This window comes from Hymenobacter aquaticus (assembly GCF_004765605.1).
In the GTDB taxonomy this organism is placed as follows: Bacteria; Bacteroidota; Bacteroidia; order Cytophagales; family Hymenobacteraceae; genus Hymenobacter; species Hymenobacter aquaticus.
In genome coordinates, this window is record NZ_SRLC01000003.1 from 430,061 (window position 1) to 448,607 (window position 18,547).

An 18,547-nucleotide genomic window follows, 5' to 3' on the forward strand; every position below is an offset into this window, starting at 1 on the left:
GGGCCAGCACCAGCCTGCTCTGGCGGCTGCCACCGCAAATAGCGGCAACCCGCAACGCTACCTCCGTACTTTAGGGCTGGCGCTTGCTTTAACGGGCAGAAGCTGACGTGATTTAGTTACTATCTTTGCTACCCGTTTTCAACTTCTAGCCTGTGCACCCTACTTACGAGCAAGCCTATCATCAACTGGAAGAACAGCACTGGTGGTTTGTGGCCCGGCGTGAAGCCGTGTTCAATCAGATTCAACAACTGAACTTGCCGCCCTCGGCCCGCATCCTGGAAATCGGTTGCTCGGGTGGCCCCCTGATGCTGGCGTTGCGCGCCGCTGGCTACCAGAACCTGCACGGCATCGACGTAAGTGAGGTAGGCATTCGGGTGGCACAGTCGCGCGGCCTGACCAACGTGGCCGTGATGGACGGAGCCCATCTAGAATTCGCCGACAACTCCTTCGACCTGGTTATTGCCTCCGACGTCCTCGAACACATTGAGAACGAGCAGCAGGCCCTCAGCGAATGGCGGCGGGTGCTGTGCCCTAAAGGGCAGCTCATCGTATTCGTGCCGGCTTTCAAATCGTTGTGGAGCCGTCACGATGAGGTAAACTACCATTTCCGGCGCTACTCCCTGCCCCAGCTGCGCGCGGTGGTGGAACAGTCGGGCCTGGGCATCAGCCGGGCTTCGTACTGGAACTCGGCCCTGTTTTTCCCGGCGGCCGTGATGCGCTTGGCTCAGCGCACCCTGACCAGCAAAAACAAAGCGGCCACCGACAGCGGCGACCTGCAGATTCTGCCCGGCTTCCTGAACGGGACACTACTGACGCTGCTGCGGGCCGAGAATCAGCTGTTCCGCCGCTTCAAGCTGCCCGTGGGCATCAGCGCCTTCGTGCTGGCCACCAAAAAAGCCTAAGCCCGCTCTTCCCGCGGCTTTTCCTTTCCCCACCCTTGCCCCTACCCCGTGGACCTCTCCGTCATTATTCCCATCTATAACGAAGAAGCCAACATCCCGGCCCTCTACACCCGCCTCGGCGGCGTGCTCGACCCGATGGGGCTGCAGTACGAGTTTATCTTTATCAACGACGGCTCCCGCGACAAGTCGCTGGCGCTGGTGCAAAACCTGGCCGCCCGCGACCCGCGCGTGCGTTTCATCGACTTCAGCCGCAACTTCGGCCACCAGATTGCCGTCACGGCCGGCCTCGACCTGGCAGCGGGGCAGTCGGTGGTCATTATCGACGCCGACTTGCAGGACCCGCCCGAGCTGATTCCGCAGCTCTACCAGAAGCTGCAGGAAGGCTACGAGGTGGTGTACGCCAAGCGCCGCTCGCGCCAGGGCGAAAGCGCGGCCAAAAAACTCACGGCCAAGCTGTTCTACCGCCTACTGGCCAGCATCACCAACATTTCCATTCCGGTCGATACCGGCGACTTCCGCATCATTTCCCGCAAGGTGGTGGACGCGCTGAAGCAGATGCCGGAGCAGAACAAGTTTATCCGGGGCCAGATTTCCTGGATTGGCTACCGGCAGACCTACATCGAGTACGACCGAGCCGAGCGGGCCGGCGGCGAAACGGGCTACACCTACCGCAAGATGATCCGGCTGGCCCTGGACGGCATCACCGGCTTCTCCGACGCCCCGCTGAAGGCGGCCACCATCAGCGGCTTCATCGTGTCGGGCCTGGCGTTTCTGGTAATGGTGTACACGCTCTACGCCCGCTTCGTGAGCCACGAGTACGAGCCGGGCTGGGCCTCGCTGATGGTCAGCATCCTGTTTCTGGGCGGCGTGCAACTGATTGCCGTGGGCATCATCGGCGAGTACATTGCCCGCCTGAGCGCCAACGTGCGGCAGCGCCCCCTCTACATCATTTCCGATACCAACATCACGCACCCGGCCGCGCAGGCGCAGCCGGCGCCGGCGGGCGTCGTGCCACCGGCCGCCTCCGCTTACTAAGCCCGTTTTCTTCCGCCATGCTTACCCGCTTTGCTTCGGCCAGCTTTTCCCGTCGTCAGCAGCGCGCTTGGCTTGCCGGAATCGTGGGCTTCTTCGCGCTGTGCTACGTGCTGCTGGCCGTAGTTAACCACTACAATTTCCGCACGTTTGCCTACGACCTGGGAATTTACAACCAGGCCATGTGGGACTACGCCCATCTGCGCTGGAATGCCAACTCGCTGATGCGCTACAACAACCTGCTCGGCGACCATTTCGTGCTGCTGCAGCTGCTCTGGTCGCCGCTGTACTGGGTGCTGGGCTCCTACACGCTGGTCGTGGTGCAGATTGCGGCGGTGCTGGTGGGTGGCTACGGGGCCTACCGGCTGCATCTGCTGCGCACCGGCCGCACCCAGACCACGGCCGCGCTGGGTCTGCTGGCGCAGTATTTCAGCATCTGGGGCATCTTTTCGGCCCTGGCCTTCGACTACCACGACAACGTGGTGGCGGCCATGCTGCTGCCGTGGCTGTTCTACTTCTTCGAGCAGGATCGGCGCTGGACGGCGGCGGGTGTGGCCCTGCTTATGCTCATCAGCAAGGAAAACATGGCCCTCTGGCTGGTGTTTGTGGGCCTGGGCCTGGCGTGGCTGCACTGGCGCCGCCGCGACCGGGTGGCCGTGGCCCTGGGCATGGCGGCCGTGGCGGCCGTGTACTTTGTGCTGGTCATTAAAGTGGCTATTCCGGCTATTGGCGAAGGCCGGGGCTTTTACTACCAGCAGAATTACGCGGCCATCGGCACCACGTCGGCGCAGGTGCTGCACACCGTGTTTACCCGCCCCGGCTTCGTGCTGGGCATGCTGTTTCAGAACGTACCCTACAGCCAGTTTGGCGACTGGATCAAGGTGGAGCTGCACCTGATGGTGCTGCTTTCGGGTGGCTTTGCCTTGCTGCGCCGCCCGGCCTACCTGCTGATGCTGGCCCCGATTTACGCTCAAAAACTACTATCGGCCGAAATTGCGCATTGGGGCATCAACTATCAGTACTCCATTGAATACGTGCCCGTTATCAGCGCCGCGCTGGGCCACATGCTCATTGGCACCACGCCCCGGCAGGCCGCACGCTGGGCCTGGCTGGCGGCTTTCGTGACCCTGGCCACCACCATCGTGTCGATGGAAATCCGGGTGTCGAAGTGGCACGACAAGAGTTTGTCGCAGTTTTACCTGCCCCGCCACTACCGGCGCGGGTTCGACGTGGGCGAAGTGTACAAAGGCCTGGCGCTGATTCCGGACGACGCGGCCATCAGCGTGTTGTCGCCGCTGGCCCCGCACCTGGCGTTCCGGCCCTACGTTTTCCCGTTCCCGTACGTGGCCAATGCCAACTACATTGCCGTGCTGCGCCACGATAACCCCTACCCCATTTCGGAGGAAGAGTTGGAAACCAAGATCCGGAATTACCAGCAGTCGGGTGAGTGGCAGACGGTGTACGACCAAGAGCCCCTGGTGATTCTGAAGCGGATTCACCCCAAGCCGACGCCGGCCCGGCGCTACTTTGAGCTTCGCTCGACGGAGCAGGCCGTAGCGCCGTAGCCCCGCTGCCGGGTTTTCTCTTCTCCCCTACTTCCCAGCGGCCGGGGCCAACAGCACGTAGCCATCGGGGAAGGTGCGCTCGGTGAAATCGGGGAACACCAGCCGCAGGTAGCGGTGGGCCGGGCCGTTGCGCCAATCGGGGTGCACGACCACCAGGGCCGGGCCGAAGTGCCGACGGAAGGCGGCGGCCTGGGCCGGTAGCGGCGGAGCGGCCACGGTATCGGCCGGGGCTTGCTGCAACGCCAGCAGGGTGCGCATCACCGGGTCTTGCTCAAACTCCCGAAACCGCTCCTCGGCGATGCGCGAGAAGTAGGCGGCGGGCAGCTTTTTGCGGTGGCGGGTCTGGTAGAAGAAGATTTCCGGCTGCACGATGCCCAGTTGCCGGTGCCCATCGAGCAGGCCGACCGGCAGGGGCAGCATGGCAGCACCGGGCAACTTGGCAGCGGCTTTGTACACGGCTGGCAGCTCAGTGGCGTATTGTACGGGCGTGGGCTTGGGCCAGAATTCCAGGGCCACGCAGCCCAGCAGCAGCAGGCCAAACGACCATTGCGGGCCGCGCCGCAGCCGGGGCTGCCACCAGGCTTCCAGGGCGCTGAACACGACGATGGGCAGCAGCAAGCTTACCAGCAGCACCCAGCGCGTGGGGCAGCGGATGTTGTTGAAGAAGGGAATAAAGTGCAGAATGCTGGTGGGCAGGTTCAGCAGATCCTTGCCAAAAAACCGCAGCCCCGGCAGCGTAAGCAGCACGAAAAACAGCAGCACCCAGGCCAGCGGCCGGCCCGCCGCATCGAGGTGGCGGGCCGAAGCCGGCCGGCCGGGCCACAGCGCCAGCACCAGGCCCAGCAGCGGCAGCGTGTAACCCAGAAACATAACGTTTTCGATGCTGCCGGGCGTGTTGAAGATGGCCGGGCTGCTGTGCAGACGCGCGGCCCAGGCAACATCGAGGTAGCGGCTGGCGGCGGGCGGCACGAGGTAGCCCAGCACGTCGCCGCCCCACCAGAAGCCGCCGTTGTCGGAAGGGCCGGCCAGGCGCAGCAGCCGGATGGCAACGTGGCTGCCCACGATGCCCAGAGCCAGCCACAGCCAGGTGCGGGGCCGCTGCCACCGAATCTGGCCCAGCCGCAGCCAGAACCACAGGGCGTAGGCCAGCGCAAAATAGAGCAGCCCAAACAGCACGTAATAGTCGCTGAGCAGCGTGACGAGGCCCAGCGCGCAGCACCAGCCCACCGCCGCCCAGCTTTTCACCCGGGGCCAGCGCCAACCGTCCTCCCACTCGAAAGCCCGCAGAAATGCCAGCACGAAAAACGGTACCGTGGCCGTGAGCACCAGGTTGTAATGCCCTTGCAGGCGCAGCAGCTTGTAAGGCGAATAGGCGAAAACCAGCCCGGCCAGCCAGCCGAGCAGCGGGTGGCGCACCCAGCGTCGACTCAGCAGGTAGCCGCCCGTGCCCGACAGCACGTAGCTCAGGAGCAGGAACAGGTTGATAGCCAGCAGCTCCTGCCCAATGAGTAGGTTAAACAACCCAACGATGGGAATGTAGGCGTGCATCACCAGCGAAGCCCCCTGCGGATACAGCAGCCAGTTGGTATAAAAGGGGTTGGAACCCGCCAGCACGGCCTCGCGGAAGTGCCACACGTTCCAGACGTAGATGGCCGCGTCGCCGTGGGGCATAGCCGGAAAGCCGTCCGCCAGGTGCGCCCCCAGCGGCCAGGTCCAGGCCAAAAACACCACCGCGTACAGCGCCGCCACCAGCAGCAACCATCCCCGAGACTCGGACTTCATAAAGCAGAAAATCAATACCTCCGCCGGGCCGGGCCGAATAGCGTAGCGCGGGTGCCGGAGTTAGCGAATAGCGGAAGAATCGGATTGAGTACCAGCAGATTGTAGTTCCACCACCTGAAAGTCGCCGACCCGTTTGATAACCCGGCGCAGATAGGGTTGCAGCTGCGGGCTGGCGACCAGCGTGGTATCGTTGGTGTAGAGGTAGCGCGCCCCGCGCTGAATGCAGTTGGCCAAATAGGGCTGGGCGCCCACGAAAGGCTGAAACAGCTGGGCGCTTTCGTTGTAGCCGAAGCCTTTCTTGTGCAGGAAGTAGAAGTACTTGCAGCCCGATTCGTCGGGGCCGACCACGCACAGCGCGTCGTTGGGCACGGCGTTTTCCAGCGCGGCGCGGGTAGCGGGTTCAAACAGCTCAACGGGCACCTCGCGGGCCCCGCCCATCCAGCGGGCCGGCGCAATCCGGACGAAGGCCAGCACGGGCTGGGCCACGAACAGCAGCGCCAGCACCGGCCGCCACCGGGGCTGCCGGGCCAGCCAGCCGGCCCCAACCACGACGGGCAGCAGCAGCACCGGCAGGTAGGGCAGCATGTAGTACTGGTGCACGCTCATCTGCCGCAGCTCAATCAGGTGGTAGGCCAGCAGTGCCAGGGCCCACACCAGCACCGGCCCAAACCAGGCGCTGCGGTAGTAGCGGCCCCGCCCGATGGCAAACAGCCCGATGAGCAACAGCGCGAAGTTGCCGTAGTTGATCAGCAGCTCCGGAATATCCGAAATAATGTTGTGGGTCAATGTCTTGATGGCCACGCCCAGGTCGGTGGCGGGGCGCAGCTCCAGGCCGAAGTCGGCCAGGCCGGAGGTTTCAATCAGGCGCACGGCGTAGGCGTACCAGGCCAGCGTGCAGCCCACCGCAACGAGGGCAAACAGCACCAGCGGGGCCGCGTCGCGCCGCCACGAGAGGCGGCGCTGCCACAGGTCGCGCAGAATGAGCACGGCAATGGGAAACCCGACGACCAGGTACTGCAGCTTGGTCATGCCGGCCAGGGTCGTCAGCCCGAGGCTCAGCCAGAAATGGATGCCGGCCCGCCCTTGATACCAGCGCAGAAAGAAATACAGCCCGGCAATGGAGGCCGACAGCGCCAGAATATCGGGCAGGGCGTTGATGGAATGGTAGAACAGCTCCGGGCTCCAGCTCAGTCCCCACGCGCCCACGGCCGCCAGCCAGCGGGAGCCCGTCAGCAGGCGCACCAACCCGAAAAACGCCACCACGCCGGCCGCGAAGATCAGCCAGGTGACTACCCGCGGAATGGCCTCGTGGAAGCCCAGGGCCTTGTAGCCGACGGCCACCAGCCACTCGTAGCTCGGAAACTGCATGCCCGTGACGCCATCCGACTCGTTGCGCCGGTCGACGCGGGGGCGCAGCAGGTTCATGTCCTCCTCGTAGAGGTTGCGGGCCACGGCCATCGTGTTGCTTTGCCGCCACACGTGCACGCTGTTGGGCGGCTGATTGAAAAACGGCGCGTGCAGCAGCAGGTTCAGGCCCAGCAGCAGCGGCCAAAACCAGCGCGGCACGGAGTGGCCATCCAGGAGAGGTAATTTCATAAGGTCAGCATTCGGGCTTGGCCGGAAAGGCAAAAGTAGTGGTTTACTATGGCTAGATTTGTACAACGCCCACCCTGCCCGCCCGCCCATGCTTCAGCTCCAGAACTTCATCAACGGCCAGTTTGTGCCGCCCGCCGCCGGCCGCTACCTCGACAACGTGGAACCCGCCACCGGCCAGGTCTACAGCCAGATACCGGATTCGGACGCCACCGACGTGGCCCAGGCCGTGGCCGCCGCCCAGGCCGCCTTTCCCGCCTGGCGGGCCTTGCCGGCCGAAAAGCGGGGCCGCCTGCTGGTGCGCATCGCCGAGCTGATCGAGCGGGATTTGGAGCGGCTGGCCCAGGCCGAAAGCCAGGACAACGGCAAGCCCGTGGCCCTGGCCCGCGTCGTGGATATTCCGCGGGCGGCCAGCAACTTCGCCTTTTTCGGCACCGGCATCGGCCATTTTTCCTCCGAAAGCCACTTCCAGGAAGGCCAGTCGCTGAACTACACCGTGCGCCACCCGCTGGGCGTAGTGGGCTGCATTTCGCCCTGGAACCTGCCGCTGTACCTGTTCACCTGGAAAATAGCCCCGGCCCTGGCCGCCGGCAACTGCGTGGTGGCCAAGCCCTCGGAAATCACGCCGGCCACGGCCTACTGGCTGGGCGAGCTGTGCCAGGAAGCGGGCTTGCCGGCCGGCGTGCTCAACATCGTGCACGGCACGGGGCCCGGCGCGGGGCAGGCCATCGTGGAGCACCCCTTGGTGAAGGCCATCAGCTTTACCGGCGGCACCAAAACCGGCGAGCATATTGCCCGCACCGCCGCGCCCATGTTCAAGAAGCTCTCGTTGGAGCTGGGCGGCAAAAACCCCAACTTGATTTTCGCCGACTCCGACCTGGCGGCGGCCGTGAGCACCAGCGTGCAGTCCAGCTTCAGCAACCAGGGCCAGATCTGCCTGTGCGGCTCCCGTATTTTTATCGAGCGGCCCATTTACGAGCAGTTCAAGGAAGCATTTCTGGCCCGGGTGCAGGGCCTGAAAGTCGGCGACCCGCTGCTGGAAAGCTCCCGGCAAGGCGCCCTGGTCAGTGAGGCCCACCTGGAAAAAGTGCTGTCCTACATCGAGCTGGCCCAGCGGGAAGGCGGGCAGCTGCTGGCCGGCGGGCAGCGCGTGCACCTGGAAGGCCGCTGTGCCGACGGCTTTTTCCTGGCGCCCACCGTGTTTGAGGGTCTGGCCCCCGACTGCCGCACCAACCGCGAGGAAATCTTCGGCCCCGTCGTCACCCTCACGCCCTTCGACACCGAAGAGGAAGTGCTGGACTGGGCCAACGGCACCGACTACGGCCTGTCGGCCACCATCTGGACCCGCGACCTGGACCGGGCCCACCGCGTGGCCCACCAGCTGCACGCCGGCGTGGTCTGGATTAACACCTGGCTGCTGCGCGACCTGCGCACCCCGTTTGGGGGCATGAAAAACTCGGGCGTGGGCCGGGAAGGCGGCCTGGAAGCCCTGCGCTTCTTCACCGAGCCCCAGAACGTGTGCGTGAAATTGTAGCAGCCAAGGCGCCCGTAAAAAAGGCCGCTGCCGTTCGTAGCAAACGAACAGCCGCGGCCTTCACTGTGGGGAGCTTGTCCGGGCCTATTGCAGCCGCTCCATCGTGCGCTCCAGGTCGGCCAGGGTGGTTTCCTGAAACTCCAGCTGCTCGGAAGCGGCTTGGCCCGTCACGGTGCGACGCATGGCTACGAAAGGCGTACCGTTGCGGTATTGCAACCCGATAATCAACACTTTGCGGTTGCCGGGAATGCCCTGAAACGAGTACCCATCGGTCTGGGGGCGGGCTTCGGCAATGGCCAGGCAATCCTCCAGCACCAGCCGGATGCTAGTGCCCGGCTCCACGTCGACCGGCACGGTAAAGTCGACGGGCGAGTGAGCAGCCAGGGGCTTGTCGGCGTTCAGCCAGCCCAGGCGGCGGCAGGTGTACACGCGGCGGTTGGCGCTGCTTTCCTCGGCATCAGCTTCGTCGGTGGCGGCTTCCCGGGCCGTAGCGCCCGGCACCACCGAGTCGGCGGTGGCGGGAGTTTCGGCGGCGTTGGCCAGGCCATCATGGAAGGCGAAGCGGATGGGCAGCATCATTTTCACCTTTACCGGCTGGCCGCCGCTACGGGCCGGCGTCCACTGGCCCGAGGTCTGGCGCAGCACCCGCAGTACTTCCTCGTCGCAGCCGCCCCCGATGCCGCGCACAATCTCCGGCGACTCGACCCGGCCATTTTCATCAACCAGGAAAGAGGCGTACACGATGCCTTCGGTGCGGCTGGCCACGGCCGTCTGGGGGTAGCGCACCAGCTTGTTGATGTCGGCCGGGCCGCTGCCGTAAGACGGCATCTGGTCGGCGGCGGCGGCGGTTTTGGCGGGCAAGGGCAATTCGGCGGCAGGACCGGCGGCTACCCAGCGCACCGGCTGCCGGCCCCGGCCACCTTGGCCGTAAAATAGTTTCAGCTCTTTTTTGCGGGCCGCCGGGCCGGGCATCTCCAGCTGAAACGCTTCTCCCGGGGCCAGCCGCAGTTGCTGTCCCTTAGCCGAAGCCCGCACCAGCACAATGCCACCCGATTCGAGCAGCTCCCCATCGGGCGTCACCGTCGAGAGGTTGGAAAGCAGCATGTCGGCCACGCTGTAGCACTCTTTCAGCTCTACCCACACCGGGTTAGCGGCGGGCTGGTTAGCGCTGGTCACGAGCACCCCGGCCGGAATCCGGACCACGGTGCCTTCGCGGCCGTGCACTTCGGCGGGCTGGGTGGGGTCAATCTGGAAGTACTCACTGGCCTTCAGCGTCAGGTCATGGAGCTGGGCCTCGGAGGGCGGCAGCGCGGTAGTATCGGAGCCGGGGGCCCGCAGCACGCCGCGCCGGTACACGATCAGCGGGGCGGTGCGGCTGGTGCGGCTACTCAGGTGGTGCCAGTCGCGGGTACCCACGGCACCGGAGGCGGGCATGTCGGGCAGTGAGTCGGCCAGGGCCGGGGCTACCTCGGCGGGCCGGGCCGCTTCGACCCGGGCCGGTTTTTCGCTTTGGCAACCCGCCAGAGCGGCTATTCCTAATAAACTAAAAAGTAGACGGCGTTTCATTCGGAGCATGCGCATAAAGTCACTCTACGCGAAAACTATCCGAAGGAAACGCCGTCGACCAGCATTTTCTTACGTGAAGCGGGTAATAACGGTGCGTAGCACCCGCTATTTACAGGTTTTTCAGCACGAAGTCAGTCATTTGCCGATATAAGTGCAGGCGGGTGTTGCCCCCGTAGATGCCGTGGTTGCGGTTGGGGTAGTATAACGTCTGGTAGTCTTTATTGGCTTTTACCAGCGCATCAACCCAGGCAATGGAGTTCTGGAAGTGCACGTTGTCGTCGCCGGTGCCGTGCACGAGCAGGTAGCGGCCCTTGAGCTGCTGGGCAAACTGCACGGGCGAGTTGTCGTCGTAGCCGCCGGGGTTTTCCTGGGGCGTTTTCAGGAACCGCTCGGTGTAGACCGAGTCGTAGTAGCGCCAGTTGGTGACGGGCGCCACCGAAATGGCCATCTTGAACAGATCGGCGTTTTTGGTCATGGCCAGGGCCGTCATGTAGCCCCCGAAGCTCCAGCCCCAGATGCCGATGCGCGCCTTGTCCACGTAGGGCAGGGTGCCCAGATACTTGGCGCTTTCGCCCTGGTCGATGGTTTCGAGCTTGCCCAGGTTGGCGTAGGTACTTTTCTTGAACTCGGCGCCCCGGGCCCCCGTGCCGCGGTTATCCACCGACACGACGATGTAGCCCTGCTCGGCCAGCAGCTGGTGCCAGAGGTAGTTGGTCAGGGCAATGCCGCCGCCCACGTCGTCTTTCACGGTCTGGGAGCCGGGGCCGCCGTACACGTACATCAGCACCGGGTATTTCTTATTGGGGTCGAAGTTGGCGGGCTTCAGCATCGAGCCGTTCAGGGTCACGCCTTCCGAGGTTTTGAAGCTGATGAATTCCAGCTTGCCCAGGTTGTACTGGCTCAGGGTCTGGCGCAGCTTGGTGTTGTCTTCCAGCACCTTCACCACCTTGCCGTCCTTGCCGTTGCGCACGCTCACCGTGGTGGGCTCGCCGGCGGCCGAGAAGTAGTTGAGGAAATAGCGGCAGTCGGGGCTCATGTTCACGGTGTTGTTGCCGTGGGCCACCTCGCTCAGCCGGGTTTTGCCGCTGCCTTTCAGGTTGATACGGTAAAGCTGGCGCTGCAAGGGCGAGGCCTCGGTGCTGCTGTAGTACACGATGCCCTTGTCTTCGTCGAAGCCGTCGATGCTGGTGATTTCCCAGTTGCCCTTGGTGAGCTGGCGCACCAGCTGGCCCTGCATGTTGTAGAGGTAGAGGTGGCGGTAGCCGTCCTTTTCGCTGCTGAACAGGAACTGCTTGCCGTCGGCGAGGTAGCGCAAGTCGTCGTTGACTTCCACGTAAGCCTTGTCCGCGTCGGTAAGCACCACCTGGGTTTTGCCGCTGTTGGCGTCGGCGTGCAGGATTTCGAGCTTGTTCTGCAAGCGGTTCAGGCGCCGGATGCTAAGCAGGTTGGGCGTTTCGGTCCAGATGATGCGGGGAATGTACTGGTCGGGCTCGGGGCCCACGTCCATTTTGGTGGTGCGGCCGGCCGTTACGTCGTGCACCGAAATACTAACGACCGAGTTTTTCTCGCCGGCCTTGGGGTACTTGTAGCGGTAGTCCTGCGGGTATAGCTCGCCCCACACCTGCATGTTGTACTCGGGCACCTGGCTCTCGTCGAAGGTGTAGAAGGCCAGCTGCCGCGAGTCGGGCGACCAGAAAAAGGCCTGGGCAAACTCAAATTCCTCCTCGTAGACCCAGTCCGTCGAGCCGTTGATGATCTTGTTTTGCACGCCGTCGGTGGTCACGGCTTTTTCCTGCATCGTGGCCAGGTCGGTCACGAACAGGTTGTTGTCGCGCACGAAGGCCACGCGCTTGCCATCGGGCGAGAAAGTGGCGTAGCTCTGCTTGCCGCCGGCGCTCAGGGGCGTCAGCTGCTTGCTGGCCCGGTCGTAGACGAAGTAGGTGGCGCGGGAGCTGCGGCGGTAAATCGGCTCTTCGGCCGTCCAGAACAGGATTTTCTTCTCGTCGGAGTTGAACACGTAGCCCTCCACCGGCACGGGCTGGGTGGTGCCGGCCAGTTTCAGGTCCTGGGCGGCCACCAGGGTTTGCACGGCTTTGCCGCTGGTCACGTCGTGCTGCACCAGGTCGCCGTTGTCGAGCGAGGAATAGTAGCGGCCGTCCCGCATCCAGTTGAAGCCCGGCACGGTGCGGGCCTGAAACGTGCCTTTGGACCAGATATCTTCGAGGGTAATATTCTGTTTCTGCTGGGCTACGGCCATCGGAGCCGAGGCGGGCAGCAGGGCGGGGCTGGCAGTGGTCAGAAAGAAAGCCAGACCGAGAAAGCGAAAATTCATAGAAGCGGAAAAAGTGAACGGCTAAAACGCAGAGGGTAAAGGTAGAGAAAGATGCCCCTATGGTTGCACGCGGCCCGCAGCCACGCGAGGCCCGCTACCAGGGGTAACGGGCCTCGTGTGGCTGCGGGTCGAAAATGGACTACTTAGTTTACCTGCAGCGTGGCCGTGCGCACTCCGGTCTTGGCCGACGACACTTTCACCACGTACATACCCGTCGGCAGCGCGGCGTGCGTCACCAGCAGGGCGTGGCCCTGGTACACGTAATCCTGGGCGTAGAGCTGCTGCCCCAGCAGGTTGTGCACCGTCAGGTGCACGGTTTCACCGGCCGCCACGTGCGGCTCCACGCTGAAGGCACCCCGGGTAGGGTTGGGAAATACCTCCAGGCGAGTCGGAGCAGTTTCCGGCTGGGCCGCGGCCAGCACTTTTTCAGGCCGCCACCAGGTTTGGGCGTAGGCCTCGCAGCCCGTGCCCGACACGCTGGCGGCCAGGCTGTTGGTCGTGCAGCTTACAGGCTGAAACTCGGTGGTGAAAGCCATAGTGCTGCCCGCCGGAATATGCACCGTGCCTTCCACTTCAATGCTGTTGCCGGCTCGTACCACCAGATTGTTGCCCGCCGAACCGGCGGCGGTGCCAAATACCAGCGGACTGAACTCGTCGCCGTAGATTCCCAGGGTCTGGTAGCCCGAGCCCGGCTGCGACACCGGCCAGTAGTCGGTAGCACTGCCCGCCACCGGGTAGGCATGGGTGACGTTGGCATTGGGCGTTTCCTGCACCGCGTAGTCGTAGACGAGCACAATCGGCGGCTCCGAGGGAGCATCGTTGCGCGTAAACATGGCCCGCACCCGCACGAAAACCGATACGTCGGCGGGCACCTGGGCCGTGACGCCCTTCAGGCAGTTCACGTTCACGAAGGGCGTCTGAAACTCGATGCTCGACGCATTCATCGTATTCACCGTCAGGTTGCCGGCCTCGAACTGCTGCAGCATCGGGTTGCTGGAGCTGGTTACGTGCGTGTTCATGGCGTAGTCGTAGTACGTATAGGGGTCGGCCAGCAGGTCGGTGGCGGCAGTGCCGTAGTCGCCGTTGCGGCTGTCGCTGGGCCGGTTGTGCCGCCGGAACACCAGGGCGCCCTGCACCGACAGGGGCGTCACGCCGGCCGAGGCATTGAACACCGGGTTCAAATCATTGTTGAGCTTGTACACGACCAGGTCCATATTAGTCGTGAAGGGCTGCTGGTACCACTGCCGGTTCCAGTCGTCGTACTCATCGTAGTAGCCCCGCTCCAGCAGCACGGTGCGCGGCGCGCTTTTCAGCAGCACGGGCGTGTTGGAGATGTTGAAAACCCCCAGCGGGCAGTTGTAGTACGGCAGCGTCGGCCTCACAGCGTCGTTATGCACGGTGCCCGGCGTCTGAATGCGGAGCGTGTTCTGGGACGTTATGGTTTCGATTGTGCCCTTCAGGGACATTTCCCCGGTCGAAATGGTGGGCGTAAACGGAATGCTCTTGGCGGCCGTCTCGTCGTCGCTGGGGAACATGATACCCAGCACCGGCCCCAGGAAGCTGAGGGCCGGAATAGCGGATGCCACCCCGGAACCCACTTTCAGCGCCTTCTTGAGTATACTTTGAATGGCCGAGCCACTGGCGTTGCCGTTGGGCGGGGTCGTGAGGTCGGCTACCGTGGTAGCCAGGTCCAGCACGTATTGTTTAAGGTTGGGCCGGCCGGTGGCATCGGTGCTTGCACCTTTGGCCACGAATTTTTTAACCTCAAGGGCGCCGGAGTTGATCTGACCCAGCACTTTCTGGGCTCCTTTCAGGCCGCTGTTGACGTTGGCAATAACCTTTTTACTGTCTGCCACGAACGTGCTGCCACGGGCGACATTGGGCGTAGGCGTGGGCGCGCCGGCCAGAGCGGGCGTGGCTTCCTCGGTGGTAAACTTGAACTGCCCGGCCAAATCGACCGTGGATTTTTGAATGGCGTGAATCTGGAATACCAGCTCGGAGCCGGTATACGCCGAGTTGCCGACATTCGGATCCAGTGTGGTCTGGAAGTCAGCGGAGGCCCATTTTACCGAGCCGGCCGTCGTCACCAGCACCGATACGTAATCGGTGTCGGGATTTGGACTTGTGGTCAGGTACGAGTCGGGGGCGCGGCGCAGCACGTTGGCGTTGGACCCCAGCGCCGTAATGCGGAAGCCCGACTGCTTAAGCGAAATCATGGCTCCCTGATTCATGTTGTTCACATTATTGAGCCATATATACACCCGAATGACGCCGGTGTACTTGTTATAAAGCACAAACCACGGGTGCTCTTCGGCGGCGGCGCAACCAAAATTGACCCGCAGCAGCTGCCAGCCCTTGGCTTTGGTATAGTCGCGGGTAGCGGCTATCTGGGCCAGTTGCTCGGTGCTGTTGGTATTCCAGGGAGCCCCCATCACCACCGAACTGTTTGAACCTACGGCGCTGCTGTAGGTGTAGGCCGACCAGGTTTTGCGGTAGTTGGGGTCGTATAAATCGACTTCCCAGTTCCAGTTGGGCTGTCCGCTCACCACATCGGGGGTAGTGATACAGGTGGCGGGTTGCTGGGTCTGGGCCTGGGCCGCAGGCAGCCCGCCCAGCAGTAGCAGGGCAGCCCCAAGGCCCAGGGCGCGTTGTTGGCGGGTTAGCTTCATCATACCCCCGCTTATTTGATGGCCTGGGTTGCTTCCAGCTTCTCGATACGCTCGGTCGCCTCAATCAGGTGCAGCGTCAGCTCTTCCAATTTTTTCAGCAGCAGCACGTTCATGGCGGTCAGATCCACGCCATTCTGCTGAACGTCGGCGGTGGTGGGCACTTCGGGCAAATGCTTGTAGCGCGCCACGTAAGACTTCACTTCCTTAAGGGGCATCCGGACGTAGCTGGGTTCAAACACGTAGTCGGCCCAGCCGCTGGGGTTGGTGATATAGAGCGACTGTGCTACAATTTTACCATCGACGCAGAGCCGGTAATCCGGTTGCGACTGGGGCATCTGCGCCCCGATCTGCACTTTGCCGTCCTGGGTAATGCGCAGCTGCGACACCCAGCCCCCACCGCCCGTGCGCGTGTAGAAAGTGTGCGATGTTCCCGAGGGGTTTACCGCGTTATAGCCGGCGATGTAGCCAATACTACCCGCCCGCGAGGCATCAGCGGAGTTGTTATTGATCATCTCCACGTAGGAACCCGCGCCGCCGCTGGGTGCCTGCTGGATGTAAAAGTTGCCGGTGGCCTGGTTGCCGATTACCGAGTTGGAACCAAAGGCGGGAGCCTGGGCCGCAGCATGCTGGGCGGCCCCCAGGCACAGGCTGGTTACTACAAGCGTAAGAATTGATTTCATTGGAGCAGGATTGATGGCTTAGAAATAAAAAGACGACTACAGGCCCTACCATTGGCGATATGGATCTGCGGCCAAAACTGTCAGCCCTGAGTCAGTCTCCGAAATTTGATACACCAACACCGGGTTTGCCACGGACCAACTCACCGGCCCGTTATAACAACAGGCTGTTGGGCGAATACTTTTACGGCTGGCAGCGCGGTCAATTCGTAGCCGGTCCATACTGCACCGTAATCTTATGCGTTAATTTGAAGCTTCAAACGCCCCGCTTCCATGACGACTTGCCGCCCCCACCGCCCCCCCTTGCTGCTCCTACTCGGTTGGCTGGCAACCTCCTGCTCCTCTGACCTGAACTCGGACCCCAACCCGTATCTGGATCTGGTGGGCAGCGCCCGCTACGTCAGCACCAACCGCACCATCGGCACTCCCGGCGACACGCTCACCAGCAAGGTGTACGCCGCCATTGCCAACCTGGCCGGCAGCGACTCGCTCCAGCGCCTGCGCATCACGGTGACGTACAGCCCCCAGAAAAACCCGCTGTCGTACCCGGCCGGCTACGACCCGCGGAGTGTGGAAGGCCAGCAGGAAGAGCTGGTATACCTCGACACCGCGCTGCGGGCCAAGCCGCCGCTGAAGGAGCTGGCGTTTCAGTTTACTTATGGCACTCGCACTACCTCGGGGCGGGAGCTGTGGCGCTTCGAAATCGAGGACAGCCAGCAGCGCACCGCCAGCCGCAGCTACCGCCTCACACTGCGCAATTCCGACTCGGCCTTGGTGTACCACCGCTACGCCGTGCGGCTGCAACGGGCCAACACGGCCGCCAGCCGCAGCTACCTGGCGCTGCTGCCGGGCCTCACCCTGCCCAAGTTCACGGTGCGCACCAACCCGGCCGCCCAGCAGCTGATTGACCTGATTTATTTGCCCACCGCCGCCGGCGTGGTGCTGGCCTCCCCTGCCAGCCCGGAAGCTAAGCCCTATCTGGGCTCTACCTCCACCTGGGCCACCGCCAACCGCCGGACCACGCAGCTCCGCTTCGTAAGCCGTAGCGACAGTACCGGCTTTGGCTCGGCTACTTCCGCGGCAAGCTTCCAGGCAATTTTCGGCCGTGCACCCGTGCCCGCAGATCCAAGCTCAACGGGCTTGCTAAAGAAAAACCAGTTGGTAGCCTTCCTCACGGCTGATAATAAGTATGGCTTACTGCTGGTGCAGGATGTCAAGACCACGCCGGTACCTACCCTGAATCTGCAGGTCCGCATTGCCAAGTAAATTCCTGACCAACAAAAAGGCCGCCCTGTATCCACAGGGCGGCCTTTTTGCTGCTACGCTATGCTGGTTAGAAGGTCCAGCCAGCCGTAACGGTAGTCGTGTAGCGGTTGCCATCGATACCGATTACGGGCGCACCGTTTTCGAGGGCATACGGGCTGTAGAAGCGCTTGCTGGTGCCATACACGCCGGCCACGTCCACGAAGAAATTACTCTGCCGAATGCCAGCGCCGGCCGTAAAGTAATTCTGGGTCCGGTCGAAGTCGTTCTGCTTGTAGGGGTCGCCGTAGCGGGCGTAGCCGGCCCGCAGCCGGAAGATGTCGAAGCGCAGCTCGCCGCCCACCCGCACGTTCACCGCCGACCGGTACAGCTGGCGAATGTTGTCGTTATCCGTATCAAAGAAGTAGTCGTTGCTAACCGCCGGGTCGCTGTTATCATTGCTGAGGCGGGCACTGCCGTAGTTAAGGTATTCTACATCCCCACTCACGAAGCCGTGCTTACCGATAATGGCTGCCACCCCACCCGAAGCCTTGAACGGCGTTGTCAGGGCGTAGTTGAACTCGCCGGGGTCCGAGGCTTCGCTGGCCGAGGTAATGGTCTTACCGCCGCCAGTATCAATCGGCTGATCATACGTCACGTTCATCGACTCGCCATACGTTTCCGACAAGGTCATGTAGGTCGGCGTCTGGATCGAGGCACCGACGCGAATCACGTCGTTGGCTCGGTAGATGGCCCCGATACGTGCGTTGATACCAGCTCCGCGGGTTTCCAGCGTCTCGCGGTAGGAAAGGGAGCCGAAAGCGGTACCAACCGCCGCGCTGGGCGCCGCTGGGTCGTTGGCCGTCAGTGTACTGGTAGAAGAGTAGCGCGTGCTGATGATACCGATAGCGCCGCCGATGTAAAGCCGGTCGCGGTAGCTGGCGCCGTATCCTAGGTCAAACTGGGTTTGGGAACCGGTGGTCAGCACGGTTTCCTCCTGGTTCAGGTTACCGCGCGATGCCTTGTAATCCGCCGGAACGTAGTACCCTTTCGAGTCCTTCTCCGTCAGATAAGTGTTGTAGGCCAAGTCGTCCAGGGGGTCCGGATCGTAGCCAACCCGGTCCTTCCGTTCGCTCAGGCGCTGAAAGATATCTTGCTCGGCACTAGGCTTGCCCCGGTAGCGGAAGCGCTGGTTGAAGTCGTTGAGGCGGGTGAGGCCCAGCGCAAAGGTGCCCCCGCGCCAATTGTTGTTGTCACTATCGGGCCTCCGATTCACAAAGGCCGCGCCCAGGCTACCAATAAACAGACTGTTGCGGTTATCAGACGTCGTGGTGCCCAGGCCGGTGCTTTCGGTGCTTCCCAGGCCCAGGCCCGGCGAGAAGCTGAACTCCGAGCGCTGGTACATGCCTAAGCCGGCGGGGTTGGTTACTAAGCTGCCTAGGTCGGCACCCACGGCCACGTTAGCACCACCGCTGCCCAACGTGCGGGCAGTGCCCCCGAATTGGGTCTGGGAAAACCGCAGCGCGTCTACCTGGTATTGGGCAAAGCCGTAGCTGGCCTGGCCTACGAAGGCCACGGCGAGCAGATATTTTAGGTTTTTCATGGGAAGGAAAGGAAGTGGCCGACTAGATGCCGGCCACGATAGGATTTCCA

12 protein-coding genes are annotated in these 18,547 nt (G+C 63.0%); 5 read left to right on the forward strand and 7 right to left on the reverse strand.

The window, feature by feature from the left end:
* Nucleotides 1-152: 152 nt before the first annotated feature.
* From E5K00_RS21650 to E5K00_RS21660, 3 genes are read left to right on the forward strand one after another with little or no spacing between them, the layout of a single operon-like run.
* Entirely contained in the window at nt 153-902 is a 750-nt protein-coding gene (locus tag E5K00_RS21650) for a class I SAM-dependent methyltransferase (RefSeq protein WP_135465400.1), read from the forward strand.
* Nucleotides 903-950: 48 nt separating this feature from the next.
* Complete coding sequence (locus E5K00_RS21655; RefSeq protein ID WP_135465401.1) at nt 951-1,937, forward strand: glycosyltransferase family 2 protein; 987 nt, start codon at nt 951-953, stop codon at nt 1,935-1,937.
* 17 nt (nt 1,938-1,954) lie between these two features.
* Nucleotides 1,955-3,499 carry a DUF2079 domain-containing protein gene (locus E5K00_RS21660; RefSeq protein ID WP_135465402.1) on the forward strand — a complete coding sequence of 515 codons (1,545 nt, stop codon included), beginning with the start codon at nt 1,955-1,957 and terminating at the stop codon, nt 3,497-3,499.
* A gap of 27 nt (nt 3,500-3,526) precedes the next feature.
* Here the strand turns inward: E5K00_RS21660 and E5K00_RS21665 are convergent, their stop codons facing one another.
* Both E5K00_RS21665 and E5K00_RS21670 read right to left on the reverse strand, forming a co-directional pair.
* The gene (locus E5K00_RS21665; RefSeq protein ID WP_135465403.1) at nt 3,527-5,281 is read right to left on the reverse strand and encodes a hypothetical protein; all 1,755 of its coding nucleotides are present in this window, start codon (nt 5,279-5,281) and stop codon (nt 3,527-3,529) included.
* 60 nt (nt 5,282-5,341) lie between these two features.
* Nucleotides 5,342-6,877 carry an ArnT family glycosyltransferase gene (locus E5K00_RS21670; RefSeq protein WP_167856993.1) on the reverse strand — a complete coding sequence of 512 codons (1,536 nt, stop codon included), beginning with the start codon at nt 6,875-6,877 and terminating at the stop codon, nt 5,342-5,344.
* Nucleotides 6,878-6,965: 88 nt separating this feature from the next.
* On the opposite strand from E5K00_RS21670, the gene E5K00_RS21675 reads away from it, so the two are divergent.
* Entirely contained in the window at nt 6,966-8,408 is a 1,443-nt protein-coding gene (locus tag E5K00_RS21675; RefSeq protein WP_135465405.1) for an aldehyde dehydrogenase, read from the forward strand.
* 84 nt (nt 8,409-8,492) lie between these two features.
* Here the strand turns inward: E5K00_RS21675 and E5K00_RS21680 are convergent, their stop codons facing one another.
* The 4 genes from E5K00_RS21680 to E5K00_RS21695 all read right to left on the reverse strand — a co-directional run bounded on the left by E5K00_RS21680 (nt 8,493) and on the right by E5K00_RS21695 (nt 15,655).
* Nucleotides 8,493-9,974 carry an energy transducer TonB gene (locus E5K00_RS21680; protein WP_167856994.1) on the reverse strand — a complete coding sequence of 494 codons (1,482 nt, stop codon included), beginning with the start codon at nt 9,972-9,974 and terminating at the stop codon, nt 8,493-8,495.
* Between the two features lie 109 nt (nt 9,975-10,083).
* On the reverse strand, nt 10,084-12,306 hold the full coding sequence (locus E5K00_RS21685) for a S9 family peptidase (protein WP_135465407.1): 2,223 nt from the start codon (nt 12,304-12,306) through the stop codon (nt 10,084-10,086).
* A 143-nt stretch (nt 12,307-12,449) separates the two neighbouring features.
* A complete protein-coding gene (locus E5K00_RS21690; protein ID WP_135465408.1) occupies nt 12,450-14,978 on the reverse strand; it encodes a T9SS type A sorting domain-containing protein in 2,529 nt (842 codons plus the stop codon).
* Between the two features lie 8 nt (nt 14,979-14,986).
* Entirely contained in the window at nt 14,987-15,655 is a 669-nt protein-coding gene (locus E5K00_RS21695) for a hypothetical protein (RefSeq protein ID WP_135465409.1), read from the reverse strand.
* Between the two features lie 300 nt (nt 15,656-15,955).
* On the opposite strand from E5K00_RS21695, the gene E5K00_RS21700 reads away from it, so the two are divergent.
* Nucleotides 15,956-16,918 (forward strand): hypothetical protein, encoded by a 963-nt coding sequence (locus E5K00_RS21700; RefSeq protein ID WP_135465410.1) that lies wholly within the window; start codon nt 15,956-15,958, stop codon nt 16,916-16,918.
* 67 nt (nt 16,919-16,985) lie between these two features.
* Here the strand turns inward: E5K00_RS21700 and E5K00_RS21705 are convergent, their stop codons facing one another.
* Nucleotides 16,986-18,497 carry an OmpP1/FadL family transporter gene (locus E5K00_RS21705; RefSeq protein ID WP_135465411.1) on the reverse strand — a complete coding sequence of 504 codons (1,512 nt, stop codon included), beginning with the start codon at nt 18,495-18,497 and terminating at the stop codon, nt 16,986-16,988.
* Between the last annotated feature and the right edge of the window lie 50 nt (nt 18,498-18,547).